Source organism: Shewanella sp. UCD-KL21, assembly GCF_001957135.1.
Taxonomy (GTDB): domain Bacteria; phylum Pseudomonadota; class Gammaproteobacteria; order Enterobacterales; family Shewanellaceae; genus Shewanella.
Genome location: NZ_MPHK01000004.1, coordinates 194,277 through 211,220, shown reverse-complemented (window position 1 = coordinate 211,220; position 16,944 = coordinate 194,277). Strand labels below are relative to the sequence as shown.

General features: G+C 42.4%; 18 protein-coding genes. 7 read left to right on the top strand and 11 right to left on the bottom strand.

The window, feature by feature from the left end; genetic code table 11:
• Positions 1 to 460 precede the first annotated feature (460 nt).
• A complete protein-coding gene (locus BM739_RS05770; protein ID WP_076538321.1) occupies positions 461 to 811 on the top strand; it encodes a DUF4870 domain-containing protein in 351 nt (116 codons plus the stop codon).
• Positions 812 to 877: 66 nt separating this feature from the next.
• Here the strand turns inward: BM739_RS05770 and BM739_RS05765 are convergent, their stop codons facing one another.
• Both BM739_RS05765 and BM739_RS05760 read right to left on the bottom strand, forming a co-directional pair.
• Positions 878 to 1,414 (bottom strand): response regulator transcription factor, encoded by a 537-nt coding sequence (locus tag BM739_RS05765; RefSeq protein WP_076538319.1) that lies wholly within the window; start codon positions 1,412 to 1,414, stop codon positions 878 to 880.
• A gap of 11 nt (positions 1,415 to 1,425) precedes the next feature.
• Positions 1,426 to 2,721 (bottom strand): sensor histidine kinase, encoded by a 1,296-nt coding sequence (locus BM739_RS05760; RefSeq protein WP_368483151.1) that lies wholly within the window; start codon positions 2,719 to 2,721, stop codon positions 1,426 to 1,428.
• A 609-nt stretch (positions 2,722 to 3,330) separates the two neighbouring features.
• On the opposite strand from BM739_RS05760, the gene BM739_RS05755 reads away from it, so the two are divergent.
• The 3 genes from BM739_RS05755 to BM739_RS05745 all read left to right on the top strand — a co-directional run bounded on the left by BM739_RS05755 (position 3,331) and on the right by BM739_RS05745 (position 5,011).
• Positions 3,331 to 3,681, top strand: coding sequence for a DUF4870 domain-containing protein (locus tag BM739_RS05755; RefSeq protein ID WP_076538317.1), 351 nt, complete (start codon positions 3,331 to 3,333; stop codon positions 3,679 to 3,681).
• Between the two features lie 60 nt (positions 3,682 to 3,741).
• The gene (locus BM739_RS05750; RefSeq protein ID WP_139326821.1) at positions 3,742 to 4,404 is read left to right on the top strand and encodes a Bax inhibitor-1 family protein; all 663 of its coding nucleotides are present in this window, start codon (positions 3,742 to 3,744) and stop codon (positions 4,402 to 4,404) included.
• 73 nt (positions 4,405 to 4,477) lie between these two features.
• On the top strand, positions 4,478 to 5,011 hold the full coding sequence (locus tag BM739_RS05745; protein WP_076538313.1) for a GNAT family N-acetyltransferase: 534 nt from the start codon (positions 4,478 to 4,480) through the stop codon (positions 5,009 to 5,011).
• Between the two features lie 7 nt (positions 5,012 to 5,018).
• Here BM739_RS05745 and BM739_RS05740 read toward each other — a convergent pair whose 3' ends face one another.
• Entirely contained in the window at positions 5,019 to 5,558 is a 540-nt protein-coding gene (locus tag BM739_RS05740; protein ID WP_076538311.1) for an NADPH-dependent FMN reductase, read from the bottom strand.
• 245 nt (positions 5,559 to 5,803) lie between these two features.
• On the opposite strand from BM739_RS05740, the gene BM739_RS05735 reads away from it, so the two are divergent.
• Positions 5,804 to 6,709, top strand: coding sequence for a LysR family transcriptional regulator (locus BM739_RS05735; protein WP_076538309.1), 906 nt, complete (start codon positions 5,804 to 5,806; stop codon positions 6,707 to 6,709).
• An 85-nt stretch (positions 6,710 to 6,794) separates the two neighbouring features.
• On the opposite strand, the gene BM739_RS05730 is transcribed toward BM739_RS05735, so the two are convergent.
• Both BM739_RS05730 and BM739_RS05725 read right to left on the bottom strand, forming a co-directional pair.
• Positions 6,795 to 8,666, bottom strand: coding sequence for a methyl-accepting chemotaxis protein (locus BM739_RS05730; protein ID WP_076538307.1), 1,872 nt, complete (start codon positions 8,664 to 8,666; stop codon positions 6,795 to 6,797).
• Between the two features lie 505 nt (positions 8,667 to 9,171).
• Positions 9,172 to 9,696, bottom strand: a complete 525-nt coding sequence (locus tag BM739_RS05725) for a lactoylglutathione lyase family protein (RefSeq protein ID WP_076538443.1) — start codon at positions 9,694 to 9,696, stop codon at positions 9,172 to 9,174.
• Between the two features lie 507 nt (positions 9,697 to 10,203).
• Between BM739_RS05725 and BM739_RS05720 the strand changes: the two genes are divergently transcribed.
• Both BM739_RS05720 and BM739_RS05715 read left to right on the top strand, forming a co-directional pair.
• Positions 10,204 to 10,758, top strand: coding sequence for a DUF2937 family protein (locus tag BM739_RS05720; protein ID WP_076538305.1), 555 nt, complete (start codon positions 10,204 to 10,206; stop codon positions 10,756 to 10,758).
• Positions 10,759 to 10,852: 94 nt separating this feature from the next.
• Positions 10,853 to 11,326, top strand: coding sequence for a peroxiredoxin (locus BM739_RS05715; RefSeq protein ID WP_076538303.1), 474 nt, complete (start codon positions 10,853 to 10,855; stop codon positions 11,324 to 11,326).
• 95 nt (positions 11,327 to 11,421) lie between these two features.
• Here the strand turns inward: BM739_RS05715 and envZ are convergent, their stop codons facing one another.
• The 6 genes from envZ to BM739_RS05685 form a co-directional block, all read right to left on the bottom strand.
• Positions 11,422 to 12,744, bottom strand: coding sequence for a two-component system sensor histidine kinase EnvZ (envZ, locus tag BM739_RS05710; RefSeq protein WP_076538440.1), 1,323 nt, complete (start codon positions 12,742 to 12,744; stop codon positions 11,422 to 11,424).
• 41 nt (positions 12,745 to 12,785) lie between these two features.
• Entirely contained in the window at positions 12,786 to 13,511 is a 726-nt protein-coding gene (gene ompR, locus BM739_RS05705; RefSeq protein WP_076538301.1) for a two-component system response regulator OmpR, read from the bottom strand.
• A 193-nt stretch (positions 13,512 to 13,704) separates the two neighbouring features.
• The gene (locus BM739_RS05700) at positions 13,705 to 14,475 is read right to left on the bottom strand and encodes a hypothetical protein (protein ID WP_076538299.1); all 771 of its coding nucleotides are present in this window, start codon (positions 14,473 to 14,475) and stop codon (positions 13,705 to 13,707) included.
• A 296-nt stretch (positions 14,476 to 14,771) separates the two neighbouring features.
• Positions 14,772 to 15,248 (bottom strand): transcription elongation factor GreB, encoded by a 477-nt coding sequence (gene greB / locus BM739_RS05695; RefSeq protein WP_076538297.1) that lies wholly within the window; start codon positions 15,246 to 15,248, stop codon positions 14,772 to 14,774.
• Positions 15,249 to 15,567: 319 nt separating this feature from the next.
• Complete coding sequence (locus BM739_RS05690) at positions 15,568 to 16,230, bottom strand: molecular chaperone (RefSeq protein WP_076538295.1); 663 nt, start codon at positions 16,228 to 16,230, stop codon at positions 15,568 to 15,570.
• A 46-nt stretch (positions 16,231 to 16,276) separates the two neighbouring features.
• Positions 16,277 to 16,942, bottom strand: coding sequence for a DMSO/selenate family reductase complex B subunit (locus BM739_RS05685; RefSeq protein ID WP_076538292.1), 666 nt, complete (start codon positions 16,940 to 16,942; stop codon positions 16,277 to 16,279).
• Between the last annotated feature and the right edge of the window lie 2 nt (positions 16,943 to 16,944).

The following is a 16,944-nucleotide window of genomic DNA, read 5'->3' as shown; positions in this document are numbered from 1 at the left end:
CTTATTGTTAAAAGACCGCCGCATACAAACATATCGGCAATTGGCGGTAAAAGTTTAATGGTAATCTTGTTTATATCCGAGGCAAAACAGAGGGCAAAATTGGCGAGACAATTAGCTTTAAAGATAAATTAAGCGCTTATATTTAGGGCGTTTATTTTTATTATGTTGGGTTAAAGTCGCTAGTTTGACTTATTGTCAGTGGCGCTGCTTATATTTTAAACTGGGTTCATTAGCGACTTTGTCGTAAGCCGTCATTAGGCTGCAAATACAAACATAAATACAAATGAAAGTACAAATAGTGAAGGATAACTATTCTAACCCAGATATGGATATCGATGACGTCCTGTCAGAGCTTCATTGCTGTTTTCATGCGCTTGTTAACTTTTAAATACCTAAACTCATACACCAATCAGGTACCCAGCTTCACAGTGCTCATTGAATGTGTATAAAGGAATTATCCATGAGCCAAGACACGGAATTAGTCATCAATGAAATTACCCAAAATGCGAAAAATATGGCGCGATTATGTTGGCTTGGCACCTTGTTTTTCGGCTTCATTCCGGCGCTGATATTGTTGTTTGTGAAACAAGATGATGACTATATGCAAGCACAATCAAAAGAGGCGTTGAATTGGTTTCTCACTGGTGTCCTTGGTTATAGCATTGGTTTTATTCTTTTCTTTAGCTTAATTGGGGTGATGTTTACCTTAGCGTTGGGGATCAGTCATTTGGTTTTTTGTACCATAGGCGCCATCGCAACCTCTAAAGGTGACAGTTTCCGTGTGCCATATAATTTACGTTTAATTAAGTAAATTAAAGCCAAATCCAAGGTGACAGTTTTAGGGGCTGAAAATGTATATAACAGCCACTAGGGCCTTTTATCGCGTGTCAGTAATGGGCTTTTTCAGTAATTTGCGTTGCAGCGTTCTTCTGTGCATCCCCAATAGCCTTGCCGTGGCAGAAATATTGCCATTATTGGCGGTCAGAACCTGTTGAATATGCTCCCACTCTAGTAACTTGGGCGAAATCGGCTGATCAGACAATAGCGGCTCATTTTGCTCATTGGGGCTAACATTGAGGGCGTTGAGTAAGGTTTGGGTATCAACGGGTTTGGCTAAGTAATTATCGGCACCTAATCTAATGGCTTCAACGGCAGTGGCAATACTGGCGTAGCCTGTTAGTAACACGATTAATGCTTTAGGCAGGTATTGGCGCAGCGGGACTATTAACGATAAACCATTCTTATCGGCCAGCTTCATGTCTAATAAAATATGACTCGGTGCATGCTGACGGGCTTTTAATAAGCTTTGATCTGCGCAGTTACATTGCATGCAGTTAAATCCATGGCGGCTTAAGCGACTAGCAAGCACCGCGGCTAAGGCGCTATCGTCTTCAATAATGAGTAAGTTATTCATAGCTAATAAGCCTAAGTTTCTATGGGTAAGGTTACAGTGGCAATCATGCCTTGCGCTGGGTTGGGTTGCAGGGTTAGCTTGCCGCCTAAGCGCTCAAAACTGGCATGGCTTAATAACACCGCAATCCCTAAGCCTTTGGGGTTTTCAATCATTTTATGACCAAGTTTTTCCAGCAAACTTTCAGACATACCTTCACCAAAGTCATAAATGCCAATGCTTAGCCCAAGTTGTTTATCTAAGGTGATTTTTATCGCTACTTTTTGGGTTTGAATATTTTCCTGACTGGCTCTGGCGGCATTTTCAATTAATGCCAGTAATGCCGGCAATAGACTCATATCGGTGAGAATTTCTGCTCGGTCAGCGTTGTCAGCCAGGGTTAAAGACAGCTGAACTTCAGGCATGAGTAAATTAACTTGCTCTTGCAGGCTAGTGGCTAAATTATTCACGGTTTGCGAGTGCATTTTTTCCGATCGAATAGACTCGGTGGCCAGCCTTAAATCTGTTAGGCTTTTCTCACAGCGGCTCAGCGCCTTATTCATTTCAAGCTGTAACTGATCCGCAGGATTATCTTCGCTAAGTTCTTCTAATAAAAGCCTTAAAGTGGCCAGTGGCGTTGCCAATTGGTGAGCCATTTGTGCTGATACTGTGCCCAGTGCCAATAGCTTTTCTTGGCGCATTTGCGCTTCGCGCAAGTAATGTAATTGGGCATTTTTTTGACGAATTTTTTTAGCAATAAACGCCACCGTGGTGGTAAGTACCAATGCTGAAATAACAAAGTTAAACCACATGCCTAAGTAGTGGGAACTCATGTCCATACCATGATGCATACTGTGATCGGGTTGAGTAAAAATCATCGCACTGTAGGCGGCAGTCGAAATAAGCGCCAAACACCAAGGAGCCCATTGTGGCAACATGACAGCAGCGATGGCGATAGGCAATAAAAGCAATGAAATAAAGGCATTAGCTGAACCACCAGTACAATACAGCCATATTATCCAAAATAGGGTATCTAGCAATAAGGTGGCAAACAATAATTGGTTTTGGTTAATGGCGTAACGAATCCGAAAGCCAATAGCGACATAGACAGCTTCAACTGCAAGAATAAAATTGAGTTCCATTGGTGGGGCGGTTAAGCCAAACAACTGAGTCGCAAATAAGATCAAGCCTATTTTTAATAGCCAATAGATGAGCCGTAATGCGGATAATTGTGCAGTTGGCGTGCCCATTAAAGCTGCTGACTTTGGGACGCTATTATTATGGATTTTATTGCTGTGGGTTTTATTATTGTTGATTTGATTATTGGTCACGTTGTTATTGTTTACCTTTTTTATTATTAGTGGGTAAATAACTTGGTATAAGTGATGATACATTAATCGAATCATGCAGACTTTAACATCAAATATTGTTGAATTTGTGCGGGGGAGCAAGGCAAGCCTTGTTGGCGGTATTCCCTGTTGCATCAATGGAATATATTTATCTTTTTCATCAGCTTTTTTATAGTAAAAAGCCACAGCATGATGCTGTTATCTAATGCTCGGAATAAAATGCCCAGTATCAAATGCCCTGTATCTAATGCCCAGTATCAAGGATCTAGGCTGAAGTTATTAACTCATAAAGCGACAATATGGTTTATATCGTTCTGTTTTAAAAGGTTAATTTGACTTGCTAATATCAATCGTGGTTATATTTTAAACCTTAAGTGCCACTGTGATGCTTTAATCAAGCAACTATTGGGCATTAAGTATCAATTAGATAGTGAAGGACAACTATTTTAAGCCCTGATATGGATATCAATCATGTCCTTTCAGATCTGCTGGATAGTGTTTATTGCTTTTCTATTTGCTACGAACTAAATACCGCTAAAGTCATGCACCCAGCTTTAGTGGCTTCATTGGGTGTCTATAAAGGAATGAATAATGAGCGAAAATACGGACGTAGTGATAAATGAAATTTCACAAGATAGTAAAAATCTGGCGCTGTTGTGCTGGATTGGGACCATCTTTTTCGGGTTTATCCCCTCGTTGGTGTTGTATCTAGTCAAAGAAGATGACGTATATCTTAGAGAGCAGTCTAAAGAGGCGCTGAACTGGTCAATTACAGCCACCATTGGTTATTTCATTTCGTTCATTCTTACTTTCATTTTAATAGGGGTGTTATTTACCTTGGTATTGGGCGTTTGTCATTTGGTCTTTTGCATTATGGGCGCGATTGCCACATCAAAAGGTGATAACTTTCGCGTGCCATATGCTTTGCGATTAATTAAGTAAATCTGCTGTCAGTTATTGAGCCATTAATGGCTTAATAACGTCTATTAACAACGAAAGGATATTGTTGTGGAAAGTAATGTTTTTGACCGTCGCGATACAGACGACACCCTGATCAGTCCCACTTTTTATAATCTTGTTATTGGCTTAACACTCTGCTGGGGCTTTGGCATTAATTGGTGGATGGTGACAAATATTTCACCGCAAGCAATTGCAGATATAAATTCGTGGGTGTTTTTTATCGGGTATTTTGCTTCATGTTTTTTGGGTGTTTATCTATTTTCCTCATCTGATAAACCCATTGTTAGTTTTATTGGCTATAACTTTGTGGTGGTGCCATTTGGCTTCATTATTAATTTAGTGGTGAGCCAGTATGATGCCGCATTAGTATCAGAAGCCATTCGGATTACAGGGCTAGTGACTATCGGCATGATGTGTTTAGGCACGTTATTTCCGGCGTTTTTTAGCAAAATCGCTGGTGCGCTAACCATTGCTTTATTGTTAGTGATTGTGGTTGAGCTGATTGAAATATATGTGTTTGGTATTCATCACGGCATATTAGATTGGATTGTGGTGCTGATTTTTTGTGGCTACATAGGCTATGACTGGGGCCGTGCCAATCAAATTCCGAAAACAGTAGATAATGCCATTGATAGTGCTGCCGCCCTGTATATGGATATCATTAACTTGTTCCTGAGAATTTTGCGTATTCTGGGACGTAAGTAAAATCGAGTAAGCCAGCACCAACAGAGCCATAAGGCATTGTTGGTGTTAGTTAGCGCATTCAAGGAGAAGCCCGTTGCAGCTCGTAAAGCCAAGTGCCCACTACCAGCAAAGCTATATTGAATATATTGCCGAGCTAGGGAATGAAGAACGTTATCCATTTCCGCTGGATTTTGATCACAGTGATTTTGGCGCAATGCTCGAAAAAATCAGTGATTTTGCCCGCGGGCAGAATTTACCTACAGGTTATGTGGCCAGTGAAACATACTGGTTAGTGCAAGGTGATGAGCTCTTAGGTGTCGCCAATTTACGCTTAACCCTCAATGATAATATTCGTTATTGTGGCGGCCATATCGGACTGGGTATTCGACCGCGTTTTCGTGGTAAAGGCTTAGGGGTCGAATTGATGGCGCAAACTATCGCATTGGCAAAGGGCAAAGGCATCAATGAGCTGCATATTCATTGTTATAAGCACAATCTTGCTTCGGCAAAAATGATCATCGCCAATGGTGGGGTACTTGATTCTGAAATTGAACTGGCTAATCAAACTAATGCGGAAAATCAGCACGATAACGCTGGGGCAATAATACAGCGCTATCGAGTGTGTTGAATTAGGCTTAACTTGTGAGCTGGCTGACAGCTTGAGTGAGTTTTTCGGCAAGCTCTGGATTCGTTAATGTACCTGTTTCTAGATCAAAATTTTGATAAAAGCTGGGTACCGACAACGTGCCTTTTACATCAGCGGCAAAGTAGGGCGCTGATGTGGTTGCGGCGGTTAATACCGTGTTAGCACCGCCAGGGCCTGGTGAGGTGGCTAATAATAGCGTTGGTTTGTTTTGAAATAGTTTTGGATCAATACGTGATGTCCAGTCAAACAGGTTTTTGTAGGCCGCAGTGTAAGAGCCATTATGCTCAGCAAATGAAATCACTAAGGCATCTGCCTGGGTGATTTTATCAAAAAAGGCTTGTGCCAATGCAGGCTTGCCTAACTCTTTTTCTCTATCTTCGCTAAATAATGCTATTTCATAATCGTTAATATCTAACAATTCCACTGCTGCGCCATCTACTATATTAGCGGCCAAGTGAGCGGCATAGTTTGCTAAGGTTTTATTAATTGAGTTACGACTGCTGCTTGCTGCAAATGCTAATATTTTCATGTTATTGCCCTTATTTGACTGTGGTTATTGTGAGCATTCACAACCAAGTGATGGGTGGCTTAATTGTGTTTGCTATTAACTTATGCCGCTACTGTACGGCCTTTTTAGTGATTGATTAAGTCAGTTGTTGGATATTCATTGTTTCCATTTGGCTTGTAATGATGATTAATTGAGCTGGTTTGAGCTTTATTGGAATGAATAACACCGTTATAGTGGCATAAATGCAGTAACAGTGGCTGAGCGTGATGGATCAAGATACAAAGCTATTTGATGGTGTGGTGATTTTTACCCAAGTGATCGAGCTTGGCAGTTTTTCGTTAGCGGCAGAAAAAACCGGCCATTCCACTTCTTATGTCAGTAAAACTGTCACAAAGTTAGAGCAGCGGCTTAATACTCGATTATTGCATCGCAGCACGCGTTCGCTGAGTTTAACCGCCGAGGGCAAGCTGTTTTATCAGCAATGTCAGCAAATGGTCGCCGATGCCCAAGCGGCGATCAATATGATCGATAGCAGCTTAATGACCCCTTACGGAACCTTGAAGATTAGCTGCCCAGTGACCTTTGGTTTGCAATATTTACAACCCATTTTGTCTTTGTATATGCGTATGTATCCCGAGGTAAAGCTAGACATTGATTTTAGCGATCGCCATGTGGACTTAGTGCAAGAGGGCTATGATTTAGCGATTAGAGCCACCGGGCAATTAACTGATTCGAGTTTAATCTGTAAACGTATTGGTCAATTTCATGCACATATCGTGGCAACGCCACAATACCTTGCCACCCACGGAACCCCGCAAGTGCCCAGCGAGTTAGCTAGGCATCAGTGTATTTGCTATAGCAATTTAAAGCAGCCAGATCGCTGGCTGTTTGAACATGCTGATGGCCGCTCAGAAACGGTAACTGTGGCGCAAGTGATTGGTTGTAATAATGCCGATATGGAACTGGCGATGGTACTCGATCATCACGGTATTTGCCGCTTACCCTCATTTTACTTAACTGCAGCCCTTGAAAAACAGCAGCTCAGCATACTGTTTCAAGATTACATTCAGCCTCAAATCGATATCTATGCGGTGTATCCTAGCCGTAAGCATTTATCCCCAAAAGTTCGCCGCTTTATCGACTTGCTGGTGGAGCATATGCCGAGCCAGTAACACTTATCAATGACTTCAAGATTGGCGCCGACCAATACCTATAACCAAGTTTTATAGGTATTGGTGTTAATCCTCAAATGACTTGTTAAAGGATGAATGTCGCAACCAAATCATTGAGTGACTTTGCTTGAAGTTTTAAATCTTGCGCTTGTTGTAAGCTGTTTGATGCTGCAAGGCTTATGTCATCGGTGACGTCTTTAATCGCGACAGTATTTTGGGTGATTTCATTGGTGACTTGGGTTTGCTCTTCTGCAGCAGTGGCAATTTGGCTGGCCATATCTGAAATTAACGCAACCGCTTGGGTGATCTCACCAATGGCGTTAGTGGCTTCATTAACATCGGTAACACTGTTAGCGGCTAAGGATTGACTAGTTTGCATCAAGCTTACTGCTTTAGAGGTGGTTTTTTGCAGAGTGTCAATGGTGTCGTGGATCTCTTGGGTGGAATCTTGAGTACGTCGAGATAGCACTCTGACCTCATCAGCGACCACGGCAAAACCTCGACCTTGTTCGCCTGCACGGGCAGCTTCAATGGCGGCATTTAATGCCAGTAAGTTAGTTTGCTCGGCAATGCCCTGAATGGTCGATAAAATACTTGAAATTGAATGGGCATGACGACTTAGCTCACTAATCACATCAGTGGCTTGAGTGACTTCATCAGCCAGTAAATTGATTGACTGGCGAGTGTTATCAACCAAACTTTGCCCTTGTAAACTACTTGTGCTTGATTGCTGCGCTGCGGCTGCGGTGTTTTCAGCATTTGAGGCAATCTCATTGGTGGCGCTGGCCATTTGGGTTACGGCAGTGGCAACCATAGTGACTTCTTGTTGCTGCACTTGTAGCTCTTTTGCCGCTTCATGGGAGTTGCCCAAGCTTTGATCCGCTTTTTGGTCAAGCTCATGAGCGACCAGACGAATTTGAGTAATCAGCTGATGCTGACTATGTACAAATAAGTTGAAATTCTCAGCCAGTGTTCCCACTTCATCTTTACTCTCAATTTCAATACGCTGGGTTAAGTCGCCATTGCCTTGAGCTATGTGGGCTAATGCTTGTGATACTTTTGATAAAGGCGCAAGTAAGCGACTCATCATCAAAGAAATAGACACCATGCTTACCAGTAAAATAATGGCAGCAATACCAAGCTGGGTCAGGAGTAATGATTTAAGTGGCGCTTCCAAGGTTGCTTGGTCAAGTACGAGGATAAGTTCCCAGTCAGTATTAGGGATTGTTTCTAGCCAGATAAGTTTATCTTTGTCTTCAGGAGCGAAATGAATCGACATGAGTTCATTTGCTCGACGATTTTGCTGCAAAAGCCTGTAATCAAGATCGTTATCAATGGCGCGGATATGGCCCATGGTTTTACTTGGATCTTTATAGGCGATAACGGTGCCGTCTTTATGCATCATTATGGCAAAACCGTTTGAAGGTAGCTTCATTTGGTTGACATCATTAACCAAGTCATTAATGGATAGATCCCCACCTACCACACCATTGGTCGTAGGTGTGGCAAGGGTTACCACCAAAGTATTGTAAATAGCATCAAGGTAAGGGGTGGTTATTATTAATTGCTGTGTTGAGTTAGCTTGCTGATACCAAGGGCGCTGACGTGGGTCGTAATCGCTGAAATCAATACTTTGATCTGAATCTATCATTTCACCTGAAGCTTTACCGAAGTAGGTTGATTCAAAACGACCAGATTGCTTCGCCTGAAGCAAAGCATCAAGTGTGTTGCTGTTGGCTTTGTCGCCCATCGCATTGACGATATCTTTTCTGGTGCCTAGCCACTCACTGATCCTTTGAGCCTGCTGGGCGCTTAAGCGCTGAACTTGCTCAAGGTTAGTCTGCATAAGCATGGTTTTTTGATTAGAGTAACTAAGCCAAGATAGCAGCGCTATCACCATCGATAATGCGATTAGTACAGGTATAAGTATTTTGTGCTTTAACGAATAAGATTTCATAGGGATCGTTGCTATTAAAGTAAAAGTGGGCAGGCATTAGTGTTATTAAACTAAATTAGGGTGTTAATGAGCTAATGGGGCTGCTAAAGGTGTGATATTGCTACAAGGTTACGCAACTGTTTGACGATAAAAACATCGACACAACCCAATGGTTAACACTGCTATCACTAGGATTACTCATCTGAACTGCATAATGGCAACTATGGGTAGAGCCATAGAGCATTGCATAAAGCGGGAGTAAGCTTACTTAAAGTAAAGCGGCCAAATAGAGTCGTTTCTATAATTAATTTTGGTTTCAATATGCTGAAAATTAGGCTGGGTTTGAGAGGGGCTATTGTTGCAATATATCAAAAATAGCGGCTTACAGGATGAGCGTAAGAGTATCTCTCTTGTTCTGTCTTAGTCACTGGCTGGGAGTGTTAATTTTGCAGAATAAGGTTCAATATAAAAGGAAGCACATGATGCCTCCTTTTGTCTTTTAGCTAGATTTAGCCTTCAGGGCGATTTAGCTATATGCACCGCTAGAATATTGCAGTTCATAGCTATGGCTATAAATTTCGATGATATTTCCGAATGGGTCTTCCATATAAATCATGCGGTATGGCTTTTCACCCGGGAAGTAATAGCGTGGTGCTTTCATGCGTTTTTTACCGCCAGCAGCGACAATTTTTTCCGCTAATTCTTCAACGTTTGGATCTTGAACTGAAAAGTGGAAAATACCAGTTTTCCAATATTCAAAATTATCTTCAGGGTTTTGCTGATTTTTAAATTCAAACAGTTCAAGGCCAATGCGATCGCCCGTAGACATGTGAGCAATTCTGAAGCGTTCCCAGCCAGCGCCAAATACGTCGGTACACATAACCCCGATTGCACTGTCATCTTCTTTGACTTCGGTAGGCTCCATGATCACGTACCAGCCGAGCACTTCACTATAAAACTTAACCGCTTCCTCTAGATTAGGCACTGACACCCCAATGTGAGAAAAAGTACGTGGGTAGGGATTATTGGTATTGAATTTATCATTACCCATAGCGCCAGCAAGCTTGGTTGGCTCAGTGCCTGTGGTTGCCATAACCGATGCGGCAGTAGTGGCGGCAACAGCGGCTGCAACGCCCACACCCATTGTTTTTAGCATGTTTCTGCGGCCTAGGTTTAAGTCGTTACTTTTAGCATTGCTGCTTTCATCATGGTTGCTCATAGTGCATTCCTCATTAACTGCTCTCAATTTGATGAGCGAATTCTATAGAACTGAGGTTTGAATAAAAAATTATCAATTATTATAGTAATGATAAAATTATATGATGATAGTTTGGGGTGGGGGTTAGGTTAGTTTACGTGGCGTATTTAGCATACAAGCTAAACTGGCAAGCTAAGTGGATGCCTGCAAGATCGCTTTGCTGCAGTTAACGCTTTTAATGATAAAACGCAGTTTATGTGTTACTAATCTGGTCAATATAGTTTCAGCTTGCTGTATCGGCACGCCATGCTAATTTGCTGTAGTAATTTAGCCGTCATATTTATTTAAAGGTCATGATCCATGAAGTCTGTATTCGATTATTTACGCTTAGTGTTATTTGTTTCAGGGGTATTACTTGGGGTGCAAGTGCCTGCTTTTGTTGATCAGTATGGTCAGCGATTAGATGCTCATACCACAGAGGCGCAGCTTAGTTTGGCGGAGTTTCAGCGCGATGCCGATCGCTTTTTTGGCGGTGATCTCAATAAGCTGATTGAGCATTATCAAGCAAGCCCTGATGCGGTAATTAATGCTGGTGGCCAAAGTATTCAGGTGCTTTATGATCGCTATCAATTGCTAAGCTCGGCGTTAGTGCAGTTTAACCAAACTGCCTATAGCAGTTTCGAGCAAGTGGCTTTGGCGCCATTAGAAGATATTCGTCAAGAAGTATGGCAGCAGTTTAGCCACACCATCATGCTAGATACTCGAGCGATAGCCATTGGCTTAGTGTTGGGCTTATTATTTTCGATGTTATGCGAGCTGACGTTAGTGGCTTGCGGTAAGTGCTGTCAGCATGGTTACCGAGCGCTTAAGCCCAAAGCTGCTAAAGCGAATGCTTCAAATAGCAGTTCAAGCTAGGTATTCACATAAAGCCCATACAGTCACTCAGTGTTTGTCACGCCGCTTTAGCGCTATGCTGTTGAGCACATTATTCAATAAATAAGGATTTACCATGATTGAACAAGGACACAAGTTACCGGCAGGCACCTTAAGCGAACTCACCGCAATAGGCATGGTAAGCCATGATGTTAGTGAGTTATTTTCTGCTAAAAAGGTGGTGTTATTTGCCGTACCAGGGGCGTTTACCCCAACCTGCTCAGAAGCGCATTTACCGGGTTTTGTGGTGCTTGCTGATCAGCTAAAAGCTAAAGGGGTAGATGTAATTGCTTGTGTGTCAGTCAATGATGCCTTTGTAATGAAAGCTTGGGGTGACGCGCAAAATGCCAGCGAACTAATGATGCTAGCAGATGGCGATGCAAGTTTTACCAAAGCATTAGGTTTAGATATGGATACCGCAGGCTTTGGCGGCATTCGCTCCCAGCGCTATGCGATGATTGTGGATAATGGTGTGGTGACTCAGCTTAATGTGGAAGCGCCAAAATCTTTTGAAGTTAGCACGGCTGAAGCGGTATTAAGCGCTCTGTAACACAGCTTATTTCAGAGTACTTATCTCAAGATGATGCTAAGGCTTAAACTAAAAAGCGACTGATAAAGTCGCTTTTTTATGCTTGTTAAAAGGTACTAATGACGGCTAATAGGCAGCCACACTTGGGCATGCAGCCCGCCTTCTGGGCGGTTTTTAAGGAGGATTTTACCGTGATGCCTATCGACAATACGTTTCACTATCGCCAAACCTAACCCTGACCCCACTGAGCCCCTCGCGCTATCGCCCTGAGTAAACGGCTGGAATAGCTCATCAATTTTAGCTTCATTAATGCCTGGGCCATTATCTTCGACAATAAAACTGACGTATTTGGCTTTATGAATTGAGCTAATTTTTATCCAGCCGCCACCGTAGCGAAAGCCGTTTTCAACTAAATTACTGAGTACCCGTTTAATGGCCACACTTTGAAAGGACACCATAGGACCTTCTTGTAACTGCAGCTCAATATCGCCTTGTCGATGCATTTCTTGTTGGGCGATTTCACGAATCAGGCGGTTGATATCATTGGGTTCTCGGGCGCTTTCTTGGTCATGGCGCACATAGGCAATAAACTGATTAATGATGTCGTCCATGTCTTCAATATCGGTGATGATGCCATCTTTTAGGTATTGATCTTCTTCCACCATCATTTCAGATGCTAGCCGAATACGAGTCAGTGGAGTGCGCAAATCGTGGGAAATTCCCGCCATCAATAGGGCGCGGTCTTGCTCCAACTGTTTCATGCTGTGGGACATTTGATTAAAGGCGTGGGTTACTTCAACGATTTCAGAAGAGCCGCTTAAGGGCAATGGCGCAGGAAATTCCCCTTTTGATACTGTAAAGGCCGCTCGCTGTAGGCGTTTAAGTGGTTTATTAAGACGCCGAGCAAATAACCAGCCGCCAGCGACACTTAAGGCGCCAATAACCAATAAATATAAGGTCAGTGGTGATAAATCGTTTTCGTTTAGGCCGGTTAGCGGCACTTTAATCCAAACTGAGGTGGCTTGAGGTGGACGGATCCACACTTCTAACTGAGTCCCTTGGGAAAAACGCACTTCTGCTTCTCCGCCTAAATACTCAGACATTTGTGTGGATAAAAACCCATAGTAGGTCGCAGAGTCTACCCCAGCTTCAATGGCGCCTTGTTGGTTATAGACTTTCATTTCATCGTCACGCACTTTGGCGTTTAGGGCATCGACAATGGTGAGATGCTCGCGGCTGATCTCTACGCCATCAATAAATAATAAGTTGATTTGCCGTGCGATCAGTTGATTGATTTGCTCGTAACTGGGTTTAATGAAATAAACCGTCACCGATAAGTAAGACACCAGTTGGTTAATCAGCAGCAAGCTGCCAATTAATAGCACGGTTTGACTGAATGAATTACGTGGCAGGAAACGCTGCCACCATTTCAGTTTTATGGCTTGAGCTTGGCTAATGGCTTTAGACTGACTAATAAGGCTTAACCTCGGGCGGTGCCGTCTGGCACGAACACATAACCTAAGCCCCAAACCGTTTGGATATAACGGGGATTAGCAGCATCGACTTCAATTAAGCGGCGCAGACGGGATACTTGCACATCAATTGAGCGCTCTAATGCTGAGTAGTCACGGCCACGGGCAAGGTTCATGAGTTTGTCCCGCGACAGTGGCTCCCGTGGGTGTGAAACCAGTACTTTTAATACCGCAAATTCACCAGATGTCAGGGCAATGCTTTTGTCTTCATGAAACATCTCGCGGGTGGCAAGATTAAGGGAAAACTCACCAAAGCTAATGACTTCTTCTTGCTGCGCTGGAGCCCCCGGAACATCAGGTGTTTGGCGGCGCATCACCGCTTTGATTCGCGCAAGTAATTCCCGTGGATTAAACGGCTTAGGTAAGTAATCATCAGCGCCAAGCTCGAGGCCAATAATACGGTCAACCTCATCGCCTTTGGCAGTGAGCATGATAATAGGAATAGGATTTTCTTGTTGGCGTAAACGGCGACAAATAGATAAACCATCTTCTCCCGGAAGCATTAAATCTAACACTAATAAATGGAAGTTTTCTCGCTCTAATAAACGGTCCATTTGCTCTGCATTTGCAGCGCTGCGTACTTGGTAACCTTGCTCCAGCAGATAACGTTCCAATAATGATCTGAGTCGCATGTCATCATCGACAACGAGAATTTTAGAGGTTTCCTGGCCCATGACATATCCTTTGGCTAAATTCGCACTAAATACAGTTATTAAGCTAAATATAGCGACTTTATAAGAGTGCAAACAAGTGATGGATCGCTTGTTTACTAATTGATAAGTGTAGTGTGAATAATCATACAGGTTAAGTATATGAAAGTATGTGAATTTAATGCCATAAAATTGAATGAGAGAAATTGTAACTAAATCAGTTTTTACGCAATAATGCTGAACATGAGTCAATAATACCGTCATCATTGCTGTCTAATAAAAATATAAGCTGGTTGTCGTGCAGTTTAATTTTAAATGCTGCAGCGGCTATATCGTCTAAGCGGTTAAAGCCAGTTTGCTGGTTATCGTCGTATTCTGCTTGAAAGTAGACTTCGCCTGAGTCTATTTGGTGTTGATATTGGCCCCACTCCATCCCGGTGGTTTCATCATCATGATCCAAGTTGATTTGTAATTGCACATACAAGCCATTATTGAGCATGAGTACCGCGAATAAATCGTCGAGCTCGTGATTGTACCAATAGCCTTCAATATCTTGGGATTGCAGTAAATGATATTCAACGATGACATCGATAGCATTATCACTAAGATAATCCATATTCAACTGTAGTCGCTCGCTACTGCTACTGATATATACATGACTTTTATTACGGTCACTGAGTAACGTCATCAAGCCTTTGGCTGGGTTATTACTAAAGGTGGGATTGAAACTAATAATCAGTGGTAACTCTGAAAAATGGCTGCTTTTAGATAGGGTATAGCTGCCCCATTCGGCAAAACTATTCTCAGGTTGCTGTAAATCAAGCCCCAGTTGTAAGTAGGTGCTGTCTTCGTTGATTTGTAGTAGTTCAATGTAATCTGTTTGCTGGTTGAGCCAGTTACCGACAAAATACTGCGGCACATAACTGACAGCCAATAGCTTGAAACTGATAAGCAATAATCCCAAAGCCCAGAAAATTTTACTGCACATAAAAAATCCTTTTATAAAATGTACTGTAAGCTCGCTTCCATGCTTAGATTACTAGGTGTGAGGCTGTGAAGCTGTAAGCAAAATAAAGCTTACAGTGACTACAAAATATGGAACCCAAGTCCAAGCACATACTGGTTATAAAGGACTATATACTCCCAAGACCGTATCAAGATATAAGACTTTAAGTTTAGTAAAACAAACTGAGAGGGCAAATTTTGCTGGGGAAATAGCCGCAAATAATCTGGTTTGCGGTGCAATATTCAACTTTTGGTTTAGGCTTTGAGGTTTTCTATTGGCTAAAGGGTGTAGGAAATTTTATTAATATACCAATCCTGAGGGCCATTAGGTGTAGGAACAACGGCATCATCATCGACTTGTTTTTTCAATAATGCTCTAGCCATGGGTGAATCAATGGAGATGTAGCCTTTGGCATCGCCATAAATTTCATCGGGGCCGACTATACGAAATGCCAGTGTATCGCCTGCATCATTTTCAATTTCTACCCAGGCGCCAAAGAAAATTTTACCTTCTTGCTCAGGGGAATACTCAACCACTTTTAAGTTTTCGATGCGCTTTCTTAAGAAGCGTACTCGGCCATCAATTTGCCGTAATAAGCGCTTATTCTCTTTGTAGTCAGCGTTTTCGGAGCGATCACCAAGGCTTGCTGCCCAAGCCACTTTTTTGGTGATCTCTGGGCGATATTCGCGCCATAAATAGTTCAGCTCAGTTTTGAGTTTGGTCATCCCTTCAGGGGTGATGAGATTGGTTTTCACTTAGCTAGCCTTAATAACGAATTCAGTGATAAGCGTGTTAATAACAGCGCGTCGATAGCGGCGTATTGAGAACATGGCCGACATCATCGACTCAATATACTGTGATTTGACGCTATCGCCAATCACATAAAGCCGTGTGGATAGAATGGACTTAATTGGTGATGATTTTTAGCGCATATTTTAACGTTAGCGATATCAACTCGGATGAGTTACTTAAGGTCATTTATAACGTTAGTCATATGGCCAATAAAGAAAACTAATATCGCTTACCCATGTTGCCCTTGGGTTTATTAGTCGAGGAGGTTATTGGCTTTTTCTACTAGCGAAATAAACGCATTGGCATTGGGATGATATTTAATGTGTTAGCTAATACTGTGTCAAAATCGCCTGCTAGCAGGGCGATGCCTTTATAGAAATCGGTTTCAGCATGTTTTATAGCGAGTTCGTGACAACGACCCGACCATGGCAACATGTGTTGTTGCAATAACACCATAAGCGCTTCTTTAGCTGGCTTATTGTCAGGCTCATCAATTAATTGCTGCAGTAATTGATCTATGACCGCGTAGAACAAAGCGATATGGTCTACTGGTTGGTTAAATTTCAACTCGAAGCTAATGCCTAATTGCTTGTAAAAGTTCATTAAGCTAATGGTCGAGTCGTCATTGAGAATTTGTTGTTCACCTAGGTAAGTTGATCCCCAAGGCATAGCGTTAGGCTCACCTGGTCCAAAATAAAGTTGGCCGTAATCAAGCTTAATGCCGTTGATGTTTTCAGGGTGCCATTGTGTGAGGAATTGACCTAATAATGACTTACCTTGCTTATTTGCCTCAGAGTCTTGCAGTGCAGGCCAAGTCAGGTTTAATTGATTACTGACAAAATACTGGATTGAATCCTCGGTTGGATAGTCCAATAAAACGTTATGCAGTAAACGTGCAATAGCTTGTAGCTCTAAGTAAGCATCTTCAGTGGTAGTGTCGGTCATTATTTCATTCCTGTTAAAAGGCGCCCCGAAGGGCGCCATTATGCTTTTAGACTTCAGAAAAGTTCAATATTTCGCCTTGTCGACCAGCGTGCTTATTGGCTTTGACGATCAAGTTTGGTGAAGTGATACTTTCTGATGGTAATGGTGAAATATGCGAATCTCCATCACCATATTTAGCTTTTAGGTTTTCCATTGTGTCAAAATCTAATGCACGTAATGGACACGAACCTACACAGATAGGTTGTTTGCCCTCAGCTAAACGATCGTAACAACCATCACATTTAGTCATCACTTTACGCTGCACATCTAGTTGCGGAGCATCGTAAGGACAAGCCTGTGCACAGCTATTACAGCCGATACATAAGTCTGTCGCAACATGGACAAGTCCATCTTCGCGGCGCTTATGCATGGCTCCAGTAGGACAAGCTTTTACACAAACAGGTTCATTACAATGGTTACAACTAATCGAGGTGTAATAACTGAAAACACTTTGTTCAAAGCTACCATCTGCATTTGTTGACCAGGTTCCGCCACCGTATTCATAAACTCGACGCCAGTTCACTCCTTCAATTTGTGGCACGCCTTGCTCTATAGAGTCATTGCCGTTACGAATAACTTCACTTTGTCTGTCTTTACAAGATACATGACATGCCTTACAGCCAGTGCACTTGGTGGTGTCTAAATAGAATCCATATTGGGTTTGTTCTTTCATTT

Excerpts from the sequence above, each read along its gene's own strand:
- BM739_RS05770 (WP_076538321.1), top strand. The coding sequence starts at position 461 with ATGAGCCAAGACACGGAATTAGTCATCAATGAAATTACCCAAAATGCG.
- BM739_RS05765 (WP_076538319.1), bottom strand. The coding sequence starts at position 1,414 with ATGAATAACTTACTCATTATTGAAGACGATAGCGCCTTAGCCGCGGTG.
- BM739_RS05755 (WP_076538317.1), top strand. The coding sequence starts at position 3,331 with ATGAGCGAAAATACGGACGTAGTGATAAATGAAATTTCACAAGATAGT.
- BM739_RS05740 (WP_076538311.1), bottom strand. The coding sequence starts at position 5,558 with ATGAAAATATTAGCATTTGCAGCAAGCAGCAGTCGTAACTCAATTAAT.
- BM739_RS05735 (WP_076538309.1), top strand. The coding sequence starts at position 5,804 with ATGGATCAAGATACAAAGCTATTTGATGGTGTGGTGATTTTTACCCAA.
- BM739_RS05730 (WP_076538307.1), bottom strand. The coding sequence starts at position 8,666 with ATGAAATCTTATTCGTTAAAGCACAAAATACTTATACCTGTACTAATC.
- BM739_RS05725 (WP_076538443.1), bottom strand. The coding sequence starts at position 9,696 with ATGGGTAATGATAAATTCAATACCAATAATCCCTACCCACGTACTTTT.
- BM739_RS05720 (WP_076538305.1), top strand. The coding sequence starts at position 10,204 with ATGAAGTCTGTATTCGATTATTTACGCTTAGTGTTATTTGTTTCAGGG.
- BM739_RS05715 (WP_076538303.1), top strand. The coding sequence starts at position 10,853 with ATGATTGAACAAGGACACAAGTTACCGGCAGGCACCTTAAGCGAACTC.
- ompR (WP_076538301.1), bottom strand. The coding sequence starts at position 13,511 with ATGGGCCAGGAAACCTCTAAAATTCTCGTTGTCGATGATGACATGCGA.
- BM739_RS05700 (WP_076538299.1), bottom strand. The coding sequence starts at position 14,475 with ATGTGCAGTAAAATTTTCTGGGCTTTGGGATTATTGCTTATCAGTTTC.
- BM739_RS05690 (WP_076538295.1), bottom strand. The coding sequence starts at position 16,230 with ATGACCGACACTACCACTGAAGATGCTTACTTAGAGCTACAAGCTATT.
- BM739_RS05685 (WP_076538292.1), bottom strand. The coding sequence starts at position 16,942 with ATGAAAGAACAAACCCAATATGGATTCTATTTAGACACCACCAAGTGC.